Annotated in this window: 13 protein-coding genes; all 13 read left to right on the forward strand. The window is 71.1% G+C overall.

Annotated elements, in window-relative coordinates:
• Window positions 1–30: 30 nt before the first annotated feature.
• Window positions 31–1623 carry an ABC transporter substrate-binding protein gene (locus tag C8D81_RS01995; RefSeq protein ID WP_094406655.1) on the forward strand — a complete coding sequence of 531 codons (1593 nt, stop codon included), beginning with the start codon at window positions 31–33 and terminating at the stop codon, window positions 1621–1623.
• 150 nt (window positions 1624–1773) lie between these two features.
• The gene (locus C8D81_RS02000) at window positions 1774–3309 is read left to right on the forward strand and encodes a polysaccharide deacetylase family protein (protein ID WP_133625467.1); all 1536 of its coding nucleotides are present in this window, start codon (window positions 1774–1776) and stop codon (window positions 3307–3309) included.
• A gap of 112 nt (window positions 3310–3421) precedes the next feature.
• Window positions 3422–4123, forward strand: coding sequence for a succinate dehydrogenase cytochrome b subunit (locus tag C8D81_RS02005; RefSeq protein WP_229237898.1), 702 nt, complete (start codon window positions 3422–3424; stop codon window positions 4121–4123).
• Between the two features lie 68 nt (window positions 4124–4191).
• Window positions 4192–6216 (forward strand): fumarate reductase/succinate dehydrogenase flavoprotein subunit, encoded by a 2025-nt coding sequence (locus C8D81_RS02010; protein ID WP_094425578.1) that lies wholly within the window; start codon window positions 4192–4194, stop codon window positions 6214–6216.
• Window positions 6213–6968, forward strand: a complete 756-nt coding sequence (locus tag C8D81_RS02015) for a succinate dehydrogenase/fumarate reductase iron-sulfur subunit (RefSeq protein ID WP_094424847.1) — start codon at window positions 6213–6215, stop codon at window positions 6966–6968. Before C8D81_RS02010 ends, C8D81_RS02015 begins: the two co-directional genes overlap by 4 nt.
• Window positions 6969–7093: 125 nt before the next feature.
• Complete coding sequence (locus C8D81_RS02020) at window positions 7094–7801, forward strand: hypothetical protein (protein ID WP_094429444.1); 708 nt, start codon at window positions 7094–7096, stop codon at window positions 7799–7801.
• A 156-nt stretch (window positions 7802–7957) separates the two neighbouring features.
• On the forward strand, window positions 7958–8305 hold the full coding sequence (gene rplS / locus C8D81_RS02025; protein ID WP_094359119.1) for a 50S ribosomal protein L19: 348 nt from the start codon (window positions 7958–7960) through the stop codon (window positions 8303–8305).
• Window positions 8306–8426: 121 nt separating this feature from the next.
• A complete protein-coding gene (lepB, locus tag C8D81_RS21750; protein WP_267489518.1) occupies window positions 8427–9839 on the forward strand; it encodes a signal peptidase I in 1413 nt (470 codons plus the stop codon).
• Window positions 9840–10526 (forward strand): ribonuclease HII, encoded by a 687-nt coding sequence (locus C8D81_RS02035; protein ID WP_094356253.1) that lies wholly within the window; start codon window positions 9840–9842, stop codon window positions 10524–10526.
• Window positions 10523–10831, forward strand: a complete 309-nt coding sequence (locus C8D81_RS02040; protein ID WP_094356252.1) for a DUF2469 domain-containing protein — start codon at window positions 10523–10525, stop codon at window positions 10829–10831. Before C8D81_RS02035 ends, C8D81_RS02040 begins: the two co-directional genes overlap by 4 nt.
• A 118-nt stretch (window positions 10832–10949) precedes the next feature.
• Window positions 10950–11321: a YraN family protein gene (locus C8D81_RS02045; protein ID WP_094356251.1), complete on the forward strand. Its 372-nt coding sequence runs from the start codon at window positions 10950–10952 to the stop codon at window positions 11319–11321.
• Entirely contained in the window at window positions 11321–12850 is a 1530-nt protein-coding gene (locus tag C8D81_RS02050; RefSeq protein WP_094424851.1) for a YifB family Mg chelatase-like AAA ATPase, read from the forward strand. The genes C8D81_RS02045 and C8D81_RS02050 overlap by 1 nt, the downstream gene beginning before the upstream one ends.
• Window positions 12850–14016 carry a DNA-processing protein DprA gene (locus C8D81_RS02055; protein ID WP_094424853.1) on the forward strand — a complete coding sequence of 389 codons (1167 nt, stop codon included), beginning with the start codon at window positions 12850–12852 and terminating at the stop codon, window positions 14014–14016. The genes C8D81_RS02050 and C8D81_RS02055 overlap by 1 nt, the downstream gene beginning before the upstream one ends.
• The last annotated feature ends 5 nt before the right edge of the window (window positions 14017–14021 follow it).

Raw genomic sequence — 14021 nt, forward strand, 5'->3', positions numbered from 1 at the left:
GGCAGACACAGGGAAGGAAGCCCAGAACCGATGCGGGAACCCATGCGCGGCCGGTTGATGCTCGCGGCGGTCGTCGCGCTCCTGCTGACCGTGGTCGGCTGCGCCCCGGTCTCTCCGGAGGTGGCGGCCCGGGCCCGCGCCCCCAAGCAGGGACCGGTCGGGCAGATGGCCTTCCAGTTGCCGGAGCGGGCCACCTCGTTCAACCCCTTCGCCGGTGCCGACACCGCCGAGGGAATGCTCGCCGCGGCCCAGTTCCAGCCGCTGCTGAGCAACATCGACGGCAAGATGATGCCGCGGATGGCCGACCGCTGGCAGGTCACCGACGACGGCTCCGGACTGGTGGTGACGCTGCGCCGGGACTGGTGGAGCGATGAGATCCGGATGTCGGCCAATGACCTGATCTGGACCATCGAGCAGCACCTGAAACCGGAGAACCGGTCGCCGCTGGCCCCGGCCCTGATGCAGCTGGCCGGCGCCGCCGATTTCGCCGCCGGGCGCAGCGAGCGGATCTCCGGCCTGGTCGCCCAGACCAACCGGGACGTGGTCTTCACGCTGACGGCGCCGAACCCGCAGTTCATCGACAACCTCACCCAGCTGGTGGTGCTGCCCGAGCACGTCTACCGCGGCAAGGATGTGAGCGACCCGGCGACCTTCGCCGAACCGAAGGTGGGTTCGGGGGCGTACCTGTTCGACCGCTGGGAGAGTGACGGCCGGGTGGTGCTGCTGCCCAACCCGCGGGTCCAGCCCTACACCCGGATGAACCAGGTGATCGGCGTCCCGGTCACCCCCGACAAGGCCACCGAGAAGCTGCGCGACGGCACCCTGCAGCTCGCCACCGCGCTGCCCGCCCCCGAGGTGGGCCGGCCGGTCGAGGGATTCCGCAACCAGCAGGCGCCCGGCAACCGGGTGCTGGCGCTCACCGGCCTGCACGGCCGGCTCGCCGACCCGCGGGTCCGGCAGGGCATGATGTACGCCCTGGACCGCGCCCAGCTGATCGAGCGCTACGCCGGCGGGAACGCCCGGGTGGTCGACTCGCTGATGTTCGCCCCCGACTGGGCGACCACCGGCGGCGACCGGTACCGGCCCGACCAGAACCGGGCCCGCGACCTGCTCCGCGCCGGCGGCTGGAAGACCGACGCGCCCTTGCGGATCATGGTGCTCTCCGCCGACCCCGATCCGGCGATCTGGGAGGCGATGGCCGACCAGCTCAGCGCCGTCGGGGTGCGCGCCAGCGTCGAGGTGCGCTCGCCGAGCCGGCGCGCGGCGGTGCTCGCCGATCCCAATGTGGACGCGGTCGTGCAGGCGTACCCGATGCCGGTCCCCGACCCGTCGATGATCACGCCCTGGGTCTCCTGCGCCACCGCCGGCGACCCGCTCGGCCCCAACCCGGGCGGATACTGCAACCCGAAGGTCGACCAGCTGCTGACCAAGGGGGCCGCCGAGATCGACCCGGTCGCCCGCGCCGAGAACTACCACCAGGTGGCTCGGTTGCTGACCGAGGAGGTACCGGCCCTGCCGCTGTGGGTTCCCGACGCCGGGCTGCTGGTCAGCACCCAGTACTCGGGGGTCAATCCGCTGCTGATGCCGGCCACCTCGATGATCGACTTCTGGGGAGTCGGCTGAGCCGAACCGACCGGGCGCGGAGCGGTTTCCGGGTCGTCACCGGGCGCCTCCGCGTGTCGGCCGAATCCGGGCGCCCGGCGCACCTAGCATGACGGCAGCGTGGGGAGTTGGTTCCACGCGGTTGGGCCAGGAGTCGGGGGATTGCGGATCGTGCGGAGGCGGCGCCACTGGTTGATCGGAGCACTCGTTCCGATCCTGATCGTGCTGACCCTGGTCACCGCCGGCTGCATCGGCGGAGACGGGGTACGCCCCCGCGGTTCCGGTGCGCAGCCGCCCAGCGTGGCCACCAGCGACCTGCCCGGGCGTTACAGCAAGGCCGACGGGGCCCTGGTCGTCCAGATGTCCACCGACACCTTCAGCGATCCCGCCCGCGGCATCCGCGCCGAGGTGCCCACCTTCGGCACCGCGCGGCAACTGACGCTCGCCGCCGGCGTGCTCCGCGACCGGGCGCTGCGGGAGGCGGCCTGGGCCGGATCCACCGACACCAGGGTCAACTGGCAGCTGCTCGCCGCCGGACAGGGCATCCTCGGCGTACTCGTCACCGCCCAGCACACCGCCGCCGACGGACCCGCCGGGGTATCCTCGGCGATCTGGTACGACGCCCGCAGCGGCCGGGTGGCGTCCTCCCCGGTGCTGATCGAGGCCAACCAGTGGGGCGCGTTCAAGAACCAGGTCGCCCAGGTCGCCGGCGCGGTGGACCCGATTCGGCTCTCCCGCGCCCTGGACGACGCCCCCGCCCCACAGGGCGCCGGGCCGGCGCTCGGCTTCGCGGCCAACGGTGACCTGGTCGCCACCTTCCCGCCCGGCGGCGCCGCCGATGGCCAGCTGGTGCTGCAGGTACCGGGCCGGGCCGTGCAGCCGCTGCTCTCCGAGGTCGGGCAGCGGGCGCTGGCCGCCTCCACCAACCCCGGCGCCTTCGACGGCACCGCCCGCCCCGACGCCCAGTCCGCGCCCGGGGCCGCAGCGGCCGCCGGCGGCGACCAGCAACAGCCCGCCGGCAACCAGGTGCCCCGCCCCACCACCACGGTCGGGGTGGACTGCAGCCGGGCGACCTGTGTCGCGCTGACCTTCGACGACGGCCCCGGCGCCGGCACCCAGAAGATCCTCGACGACCTGGCCGCCGCCCGTGCCCCGGCCACCTTCTTCCAGCTCGGCGGCATGCTGCAGGCCTCTCCCGAGCTCGGCCTGCGGGTCGCCGCGGCCGGCAACGAGATCGGCTCGCACACCTGGTCGCACCAGACGATGACCTCGATGTCCACCAGCAAGCTGGGGCAGCAGGAGATCGGGCGGACCGCCGACGAGATGGCCCGGGTCTACGGGCGCCGGCCGCTGCTGATGCGCCCGCCGAGCGGGGTGCACACCAAGGCCACCGACAAGGTGATCGGGGCGGCGGGGCAGTCGCTGGTGCTGTGGAACATCGACACCCGGGACTGGCAGACCCGCGACACCGCGAAGACCGTCGCCGAGGCGGTCAAGGGCGCCGACGAGGCCGGTTCGATCGTGCTGATGCACGACATCCACCCGAGCACCGCCGCGGCCACCGCGCAGATCATCGAGCAGCTGCGGGCCCGCGGGGTGACGCTGGTGACCGTCGGTGAGCTGGCGCTGAACACCGCCGGATTCGAGGCCGGTCAGGCATACTGCTACGTCCCGCAGACCGGTCAGCCCACCTCGGGTTGCAAGTGAGCGACACGCCCGGGACGTGACGTCTGTCTCGGTGGGCGCGTGCGCTTGGACGAGCCTCTGTCAACAGGAATATGGTGCTGTTGTGGCGACAACGACGACTCCGACTCTGACCGTGAAACAGCGGGCCGCCCGCTCCACGGTGATTCGTAAATACTGGATGGCGGCCAGTGGCCTGGTGATGATCGGTTACCTGGTCCTGCACATGTACGGCAACCTCAAGATGTTCGCCGGCAAGGTGACCGGCACCGACGTCTACGCGTTCGACGAGTACGCCGAACACCTGCGCACGATCGGCGAGCCGATGCTCCCGTACGCGGGCCTGCTCTGGGTCGTGCGGATCGTGCTGCTGGCAGCGATCCTGGTTCACATGTGGGCGGCGTTCACGCTCTGGGCCCGGGACCGCAAGGCCACCGGTGGCGCCAAGCGGTACGCCAACCAGCGCGCCATCCAGCGCTCGTACGCCTCCTACACGATGCGCTGGGGCGGGGTGCTGATCCTGCTCTTCGTGATCTACCACATCCTGAACTTCACCGTCGTGGTGATCGACACCGCGCCGGGCGCCACCTCGCCGTTCGTGCGGGTCTACAACAGCTTCCAGAACCCGGCCGTGCTGATCAGCTACGCCGTCGCGATGATCGCGGTCGGGCTGCACGTGCGGCACGGTTTCTGGAGCGCCTTCGCCACCCTGGGTGCGAACACCAGCCCGAAGACGCGCGCCTTCTGGAACACCGTCGCGGTGCTGCTCGCCCTGATTCTTGTGGTCGGATTCCTCTCCGGCCCCGTTGCCATCGCCCTCGATTGGATCAAGCTGTGACAGATGAGAACGTGATCGACGAGCCCGAGACCAGCGAGCAGACGCAGGTCGAGGCCACCTCGGAGCTGATGAACGACGCCGCCGACGACTCCTCGCGCAGCGTGCCGGCCGGCCCGGGTGCCAGCCTCGACGGTGACGACCTGTTCCGGCAGGGTGTCGACATCGCCGACACCCGCGCCCCGCTCGACGTGCCCATCTCCCAGATGTGGGAGCAGCGCAAGTTCGAGGCCAAACTGGTCAACCCCGCCAACCGACGCAAGATCTCGGTGATCATCGTCGGCACCGGCCTGGCCGGTGCCGCGGCGGGCGCCACCCTCGGCGAGGCCGGTTACCAGGTCAAGTCGTTCTGCTACCAGGACAGCCCGCGCCGCGCCCACTCGATCGCCGCCCAGGGCGGCATCAACGCGGCCAAGAACTACCGCAACGACGGCGACTCGGTGCACCGGTTGTTCTACGACACCGTCAAGGGCGGCGACTACCGCTCCCGGGAGACCAACGTCTACCGGCTGGCCGAGGTGTCCGCGAACATCATCGACCAGTGCGTCGCCCAGGGCGTACCGTTCGCCCGCGAATACGGCGGCCTGCTGGACAACCGCTCCTTCGGCGGTGTCCAGGTCTCGCGCACCTTCTATGCCCGCGGCCAGACCGGCCAGCAGCTGCTGCTGGGTGCGTACCAGGCCCTGGAGCGGCAGATCAACGCCAAGACCGTCACCATGTACACCCGCCACGAGATGCTCGAGCTGATCGTCATCGACGGCGTGGCCCGCGGCATCGTGACCCGCGACATGGTCACCGGCCGGATCGAGGCGCACACCGCCGACGCCGTGGTGCTGGCCACCGGCGGCTACGGCAACGTGTTCTTCCTGTCCACCAACGCGATGGGCTGCAATGTGACCGCCACCTGGCGGGCGCACCGCAAGGGCGCGTACTTCGCGAACCCGTGCTACACCCAGATCCACCCGACCTGCATCCCGCAGTCCGGCGACACCCAGTCCAAGCTGACGCTGATGTCGGAGTCGCTGCGCAACGACGGCCGGATCTGGGTGCCGAAGAGCGGCGAGGACGCCGACAAGGATCCGCGGGAGATCCCCGAGTCCGACCGCGACTACTACCTGGAGCGGATCTACCCCTCCTTCGGCAACCTGGTGCCCCGCGACATCGCCTCCCGGCAGGCCAAGAACGTCTGCGACGAGGGTCGCGGTGTCGGCCCGGAGCTCGCCGGGCAGGGCCGGCGCGGGGTCTACCTCGACTTCGCCGACGCGATCGCCCGACTGGGCCGCAAGGCGGTCGAGGCCAAGTACGGCAACCTCTTCGACATGTACCAGCAGATCACCGGGGAGAACCCCTACGAGGTGCCGATGCGCATCTACCCGGCGGTGCACTACACGATGGGTGGGCTGTGGGTCGACTACGACCTGATGTCCAACCTGCCCGGGCTGTTCGTCACCGGTGAGGCCAACTTCGCCGACCAGGGCGCCAACCGCCTCGGTGCCTCGGCGCTGATGCAGGGGCTCGCCGACGGTTACTTCGTGCTGCCGAACACCCTCGCCAACTACCTGGCCGACGCCGGGCACCGGGCGGTCGGGGCGGACAGTCCCGAGGTCGCCGAAGCGGTCCAGGCCGTGCAGCAGCGGGTGGACAAGCTGATGTCGATCAAGGGTTCCCGCACCGTCGACTCCTTCCACAAGGAACTCGGCCACATCATGTGGGAGTACTGCGGCATGGAGCGCAACGAGGAGGGCCTGCGCAAGGCGATCGGCCTGATCCGGGAACTGCGCGAGGAGTTCTGGCGCGACGTCAACGTCGTCGGCGACGCCGATGAGATCAACCAGACCCTGGAGCGGGCCGGTCGGGTCGCCGACTTCCTGGAGCTGGGCGAGCTGATGTGCCTGGACGCCCTGCACCGCCGCGAATCCTGCGGTGGGCACTTCCGCTCCGAGTCGCAGACCGAGGACGGCGAGGCGCTGCGCCACGACGACCAGTTCCTCTATGTGGGTGCCTGGGAGTTCGGCGGCGAGGGCCAGCAGCCGGTGCTGCACAAGGAACCGCTGGAATACAAGTTCATCGAGCTGAAGCAACGGAGTTACAAGTGAAGGTCACTCTGCAGATCTGGCGCCAGAAGAACACCGAGTCGAAGGGCCGGATGGTGCCCTACGAGGTCGACGGCGTCTCCGATCACATGTCGTTCCTGGAGATGCTCGACCTGCTCAACGAGCAGCTCACCGTCGCCGGCGAGGAACCGGTCGCCTTCGACTCCGACTGCCGCGAGGGCATCTGCGGCATGTGCGGTGTGGTGATCAACGGTGTGGCGCACGGCCGCGGCCAGACCACGTACCAGACCACCACCTGTCAGCTGCACATGCGGGAGTTCTCCGACGGCGACACGATCACCGTCGAGCCGTGGAAGGCCGAGCCGTTCCCGGTGCTGAAGGACCTGGTCGTCGACCGGTCCTCCTTCGACCGGATCATCCAGGCCGGCGGTTACATCTCCGCCCCCACCGGTACCGCGCCGGACGCGCACGCCGTCCCGGTGAACAAGGTGGACGCCGACCACGCCTTCGACAACGCCACCTGCATCGGCTGCGGCGCCTGCGTCGCGGCCTGCCCGAACGGCTCGGCGATGCTGTTCACCTCCGCCAAGGTGACCCAGCTCGGGCTGCTGCCGCAGGGCCAGCCGGAGCGCTGGACCCGGGTGCTGGGGATGGTCGCCGAGCACGACGCCGAGGGCTTCGGCAACTGCACCAACATCGGCGAGTGCACCGCGGTCTGCCCCAAGGGCATCCCGCTGGAGAGCATCTCCCAGCTGAACCGGGACCTGTTCAAGGCGGTCACCACCCGGCACTGAGGCGTACGCCCGATGCCATCCATCGAACCCGACGTCCACCCATCGCGCCCTGGAGCAGGCGCGGGGTGGAGGTTGGGTTCGATGGATCGCGCCGGTGGGTACGCCGGGGCGGTAGCCTCGTCGCCATGCGCATCCCCGCCCTGTTGATCGTGCCCTGCCTGCTGGCCGTCGCCGCCTGCAGCAGCGGCCCCGGTGCCGGCGGGCAGCCGTCACAGCCGATCGCTCCGACCGATGCGGGCGGGATCTCCCAGGCGCCCACCGCCCCGGGCACGCCCGGGGCGGTGCAGACCCCGGTGTCCGGCAACGCCAGCCCGGCACCGACGACCCGGCCGCCGGCCGGCGCGGTGACCGCCGCGGCGCTGCCCACCGGAGCCGATCTGGGCGGCTGGAGCGAGGGCCGGACCGATACCGGTGGCGGCACCGAACAGCTCAGCGTCTGCCAGCAGAACCGCTGGGAATCCACCGGCGCGACCGGCATCGTACGCCGCAGCTACAGCAGGGGCGCCGATTCGGCGGCCGCGGTGGCGATGAGCTTCGACACGCCCGAACTGGCCGACCAGGCGTACCAGTCGACCCAGCGCTGGTTCGCCGACTGCACCGCCACCTTGCAGGCCCGCGGTGGGCAGGCCAGGCAGCAGAACCGGGCCCGGCCGGTGCCGGTGCCGGGTGGGAAGGCCGAGCTCACCGAATGGGGCTGGGCCGGCAACGAGCACGAGGCGCAGGCACTGATCCAGATCGGCAACCGGGTCGAGGTGCTGGCGATGCGCGCCCCGCAGCCCTTCGACCCGCTGGAGCGGGCCGTCCCGACGGCCGCCGAGAAGCTGCCCGGCTGACCCCCTGCCCCGATTGGGCAGGCGTACGCCCGGTGTGGCAGACTGTGTCGCTGTTGCCCGCATCGCGGCTCCTGCCACAGGGGGATCGACCGCGACGGGAGACATCCAAGACATACCCACGCGACGGGTGACCTGTGGCACCGGCAAGGACACATCATGAACAAGCTGATCTCCGAGGTCAACCAGGGCGCCCTGCGCGAGCACCCGGCCTTCCGCGCCGGCGACACCATCAAGGTGCACGTCCGCGTCGTCGAGGGCAACCGCTCCCGGATCCAGGTCTTCACCGGCGTCGTGATCGCCAAGAACGGCGGCGGCATCGCCGAGACCTTCACCGTCCGCAAGGTCAGCTTCGGCGTCGGCGTGGAGCGGACCTTCCCGCTGCACAGCCCGATCATCGACAAGATCGAGGTCGACCGCCGCGGTGATGTGCGCCGGGCCAAGCTCTACTACCTGCGTGGGCTCTCCGGCAAGGCCGCCAAGATCAAGGAAAAGCGCGAGAACTGATCGCATCCGCGGGCTGGCCGCGCGGGCGGGTACCGTTGCCTCGGTGCCGCCCCACGCGGCCGGCCGGCCGATCCCGAGCTGATCGGTTCGGCCGCCATTGCGCCGGAGAGGAAGTCAGCCGTTGAGCCAGTGGTCCGATGGTTCCGGCTGGGCGGGAGATGATCCCGATCGGACCGCGCTGCGTCCGAGCAGCCCACGGCGGGCGGCCGCCGATTCCCCGTACGCCCCCGCGATGCGCGGCGGCGGTGGATTCGACACCGACGACACCCAACCGCCGCCCTGGCCCGAACAGGCCAGTCCCCGGCGGGCGCTGACCGGCGGATCCGCCGACCTCGCCGATGCGACCCGGGAGAGCCCGCGGCCCTTCGAGCCCGCGGAGATCGACCGAACCACCCGTCGCGACCAGACCCAGCCACGCGGCACCGACGGCTTCGCCCCGGGCGGTCCGGCCGGCCCGCAGGCCCCCGATCCGTGGCAGCGGCCGATCCCGAACCCGCCGACCGGTGCCCCCACCTCCCCGCCGGTGCACGGTGCCCCGGCCGCGCCGGTGGGCGGCCCGCCGCCCGCACCGGCGCCCGCTGGGGCGTACGCTCCGAGGCGGCTGGACCCGGCACCCGCGCCGCGTCCGATCGGCCAGCCCGCACCCCGGCACTCCGCCGACGAACCCGACGACAGCACCCTGCCCAGCCGCACCGACACGGTGGCGGACCGGACGGCCGGCGCGAAGTCCGACAAGAAGGCCGACAAGAAGGCCGGGAAGCGGGCGAAGGCGGAGGAGAAGGACCAACGCCCGACCAGTGCCAAGGTGCTCGGCATGGTCCGCGAGATCGGTGTCATCGTCGTCGGTGCGCTGATCATCACCACCTTGTTGCGCAGCTTCGTCTTCCAGCCCTTCGAGGTGCCCTCGGGGTCGATGGAGAACACCCTGCAGATCAACGACAAGATCATCGCCCAGCGGGTGCTCGACTTCCGCCGCGGCGACATCGTGGTCTTCTCCGATTCCAACAAGTGGCTCGACGACGGCAGCGGAAAACCCGCCCCCGGACCGGTCCGCAAGGCGCTGGAGTTCGTCGGGCTGCTGCCAGACTCGGCCGATGAGCACCTGGTGAAGCGCGTGATCGGCATGCCGGGGGACCGGGTGAAGTGCTGCGACAAGCTCGGCCGGGTCAGCGTGAACGGCTATCCGCTCGATGAGGAGAGCTACCTGTACGCCGACTCCGGTGGCCGCAACAAGCCCGCCGAGAAGCCCTTCGAGGTGGTCGTACCGGCCGACCGGATCTTCGTGATGGGCGACCACCGCGCCAACTCCGGCGACTCCCGCTGCCACCTGCAGGACGTCACCGCCGCCGGTGGCAAGGCGGGCAGTTCGGCGTTCATCCCGATCTCCGACGTGGTCGGCTCGGTCGCCCTGATCGCCAGTCCGTTCTCCCGGTTCCAACGCCTGGAGACACCGCAGATCTATGCCGGCATCCCGCCACCGCAACAGGTGCCACCCCCGGAGCCGGTGATCGTGCAGGTCTCGGAGGGCTGCTGAATGCCGCGCTTCGTGGTGCGCCGCGATGCCGGTCTCTACGGCTATGAGCGGGCGCTGGGCCGGGCCGGGCTGGCGCCGGTGGCGGGTGCCGACGAGGCCGGCCGGGGCGCCTGCGCCGGGCCGTTGGTGGCGGCCGCGGTGATCCTCGGTGAGGGCCGCTCCCGGCAGATCACCGGGTTGCGGGACTCCAAGCTGATGACCCCGCTGGCCCGCGACCGGGCGTACGAGGAGATCCGCCGCAAGGCGCTGGCCTGGGCCGTGGTCGAGGTGTCCCCGGGCGAGTGCGATCGGCTCGGGATGCATGTGGCGAACATCTCCGCGCTGCGCCGGGCGCTCAGCCGATTGGCGGTGCCGCCCGGGTTCGTGCTCACCGACGGATTCCCGGTCGACGGGCTCGGCGGACCGGGGCTGGCGGTCTGGAAGGGGGACCGGGTCGCGGCCTGCGTGGCGGCGGCCTCGGTGCTGGCGAAGGTGACCCGGGACCGGATCATGACCGCCATGGATCAGGTGCATCCGGGATACGAGTTCGCGGTGCACAAGGGCTACTGCACGCCGCTGCACCAGCAGCATCTGGACGCCCTCGGGCCCTGTCCGGAACACCGGATGATCTTCGACAATGTGGCTCGGACGGTGGGGGTGGCTCGCACGGCACCCGGTGCCGGCGGCGCTAGAGTGGCCTCACCATGAGCGCCGATGACCTTGAGCAGTACGAATCAGAGCTGGAACTGCAGCTGTACAAGGAGTACAAATCCGTCGTCGGGATCTTCACCTATGCGGTGGAGACCGAGCGCCGGTTCTATCTCTGCAATGCGGTCGATCTGAAGGTGCGCACCGAGGGCGGCGACGTCTACTACGAGGTCTCGATGGGCGACGCCTGGGTCTGGGACATGTACCGCCCGGCCCGCTTCGTGAAGAGCGCCAAGGTGCTCACCTTCCGCGACGTCTCCATCGAGGAGATCGTGCACAACGACCTCGAGGTCCCCGAGCGCTGACCCCCGCGGCGAGCGACGAGTCGAAGGGTTGTCCACAGCTCGTACCCGCCCGAAGATCCATCCACAGACCCGGCCTCGGCGCTGCACGATATCGGCGGGTCCGCACCATCGTGCGGACATGACAGGCATCAAGCAACGACTCGGCTCGCGCGGGGAGGGCCTGGCCGTGGAGCACCTCACGGCCGCCGGACTGGTGATCCTCGACCGCAACTGGCGCTGCCGCCACGGTGAACTCGACATCGTCGCACTGGACGGCCAGGGCGCCGACGCGACACTGGTGTTCTGCGAGGTCAAGCTGCGCACCGGGACCGGTTTCGGTACGCCCCTGGAGGCGATCACCGCGTCCAAGGTGCGCCGGTTGCGGGTGCTCGCCGGGGCCTGGCTGAGCGCCCACCCGGCCCATGCGGTCCGGATCCGGCTCGATGCGATCGGCATCCTGGATCGGCCCGGTCAGCGCCCGGAGATCACCCATCTGCGAGGGATCGGCTGATGGGGTTGGCACGGGCCTGCTCGGTCGCCCTGCTGGGGATGGACGGCGAGCTGGTCGAGATCCAGGCGCACACCGGTGCGGGTCTGCCGCGGACGGTGCTGGTCGGCCTGCCCGACACCTCCCTCTACGAATCGCGCGACCGGTGCAAGGCCGCGGTCGCCAGCGCCGGCTTCCGCTGGCCGGATTCGCTGCTGACCATCAACCTCACCCCGGCCACGCTGCCCAAGGCCGGCAGCCACTACGACCTCGGCATCACCGCCAGCGTGCTCGCGGCCGCCGAGGTGGTGCCGGCCGATGCGCTGGAGGGGGTGGTGCTGATGGGCGAGCTCGGCCTGGACGGACGGGTACGCCCGGTCCGCGGCGTGCTGCCCGCGCTGCTGGCGGCCCGGGCCCGACAGATCCGACGGGCCATCGTGCCCAGTCAACAGCTCGGCGAGGCCCGCCTGGTCGCCGACATGACCTGTCGCGGGGTGGCCTCGGTGGGGGAGCTGGTCGACCTGCTGCACGGCAACCCGGTGCCCCAGCCCGACCCCGCCGAGGAGCCCGTCGACGACCCGGCCGCGCCGGGGAAGGACCTCTCCGACGTGATCGGCCAACCCGAGGCGCGGTGGGCGCTGGAGGTCGCGGCCGCGGGCCGGCACCACATCTATCTGCACGGGCCGCCGGGGGTGGGCAAGACCATGCTCGCCGAACGATTGCCGGGTCTGCTGCCCGAGCTGAGCGTCGTCGAGGCGCTCGAGGTCGCCGCGGTGCGCAGCCTGGCGGGTGCCGAGCTGCCCGCCGAGCTCAGCCTGCGCGCGCCGTACGCCGACCCGCACCATTCCGCGTCCGAGGGCAGCCTGATCGGCGGCGGTGGCCGGATGCCGAAGCCGGGAGCGATCTCGCTGGCCCATCGCGGCGTGCTCTTCCTCGACGAGGCACCCGAGTTCGGCAAGAAACTCGACTCCCTGCGCACCCCGCTGGAGTCGGGGTCGGTGCTGATCGCGCGCACCCAGCACCACATCCGGTTCCCGGCGATGTTCCAGCTCGTGCTGGCCGCCAATCCCTGCCCCTGCGGGCAGGCCGACACCCCCGGTGGCAACTGCCACTGCCCGCCCCAGGTGGTCCGCCGCTACCGGGAGCGGATCTCCGGCCCGATCATGGATCGGGTCGACATCCACCAGCAGCTGATGCCGGTCCGGCGCTCCCTGGTCAGCGACGGACCGGGGGAGAGCTCGGCGACGGTGCTGCAACGGGTCATCGAGGCCCGGGATCGGCAGCAGCGGCGGCTGTTGGGCACCGGCTGGCGGACCAACGGTGAGGTGCCCGGCCCCTATCTGCGCACCCGGCTCCCGGTCCCGCCCGGCCACGAGGACCTCGACGTGGCGGTGCTGCGCGGCCGCCTCTCCTCGCGTGGGGTCGACAAGTGCCTGCGGCTGGCCTGGACGCTGGCCGACCTGGCCGGGCTCGACGTGCCCACCCGCACCGAGGTCCGGCGCGCGCTCGCGCTGCGCCGCGGGGAGATCCTGCCGACCGCGGAGGTGGCCTGATGACCGAGACCGTCACCCCGACACCGGGGACCGTCACCGATGTCGAACGCTGGGCCCGGATGGGCCTGGCCTGTGCCAGCGAACCCGCCGATCGTGCGCTGACCCGACTGGTCACCGACGAGGGGGCGGTCGCGGTCTGGCAGTCGCTGTCCGGGGCCCGCCGGGACACCGTGTGGGGCCGCCGCGCGGTCGGCGTACGGCTGACCAGGGTGCAGCGGGCCACCGACCAGTGCGGTGCCCGATTCATCGTTCCCGGTGACCCGGAGTGGGCGGACCAGCTGGGCGATCTGGCCGAGGCCGAGTTGACCATCTCCGAGAAGACGATGGGCGGTGCCCCGCTGGGGTTGTGGCTGCTCGGCCCCGGACACCTGAAGCTCTGGGCCGCCGATTCGGTCGCGGTGGTCGGGTCGCGGGCCGCCACCAGTTACGGTGAGACCGTCGCCGCCGACCTGTGCGCCGAACTCGCCGGCCGTGGCCGCACCGTCGTCTCCGGTGGGGCCTACGGCATCGACGCGTACGCCCATCGCGGTGCGATGGCCGGCGGCGGGCAGACCATCTGCGTGCTCGCCAACGGGGTCGACGTCGGCTATCCGCGCGGCAACAACCGGCTCTTCGACGCACTGCGCAGCGAGCAGCTGATCTGCTCCGAGCTGCCCCCGGGTGATCATCCGACCCGGACCCGGTTCCTGGGCCGCAACCGGGTGATCGCGGCCCTGGCCGCCGGCACCGTGATGGTCGAGGCGGGGATGCGCTCGGGTGCCCGGAACACCCTCAGCTGGGGTGAGGAGCTGAGCCGGCGGCTGATGGCGGTGCCCGGTCCGATCACCTCGGCGCTCTCGGCCAATCCGCACAAGGTGATCCGAGACCGCACGGCCGAACTGGTCACGACCGCCGCCGAGGTCTGCGAACTGGTGGCACCGATGGGCCAGGATCTGCTGCCGCTGCAGCGCGGCCGCTCCCGGGTGCTGGATGGTCTCGATGAGGTGCAGCGGTCGGTGTTCGAGGCGGTCCCGGGCCGTGGTGGATTGAGCGCGGGGGAGCTGTCGGCGCGCTGTGGGCTGGATCTGATGAGCGTGCTCGACGCCCTGACCGAGCTCGAGGACACCGGTCTGGTTCGGCGTACCGACCGCGGTGGCTGGAAACTCGAACCGGGCTCGGTCGGGTGAGGCGC

It is taken from the genome of Enemella evansiae, assembly GCF_004362375.1.
Classification (GTDB): Bacteria; Actinomycetota; Actinomycetes; order Propionibacteriales; family Propionibacteriaceae; genus Enemella; species Enemella evansiae.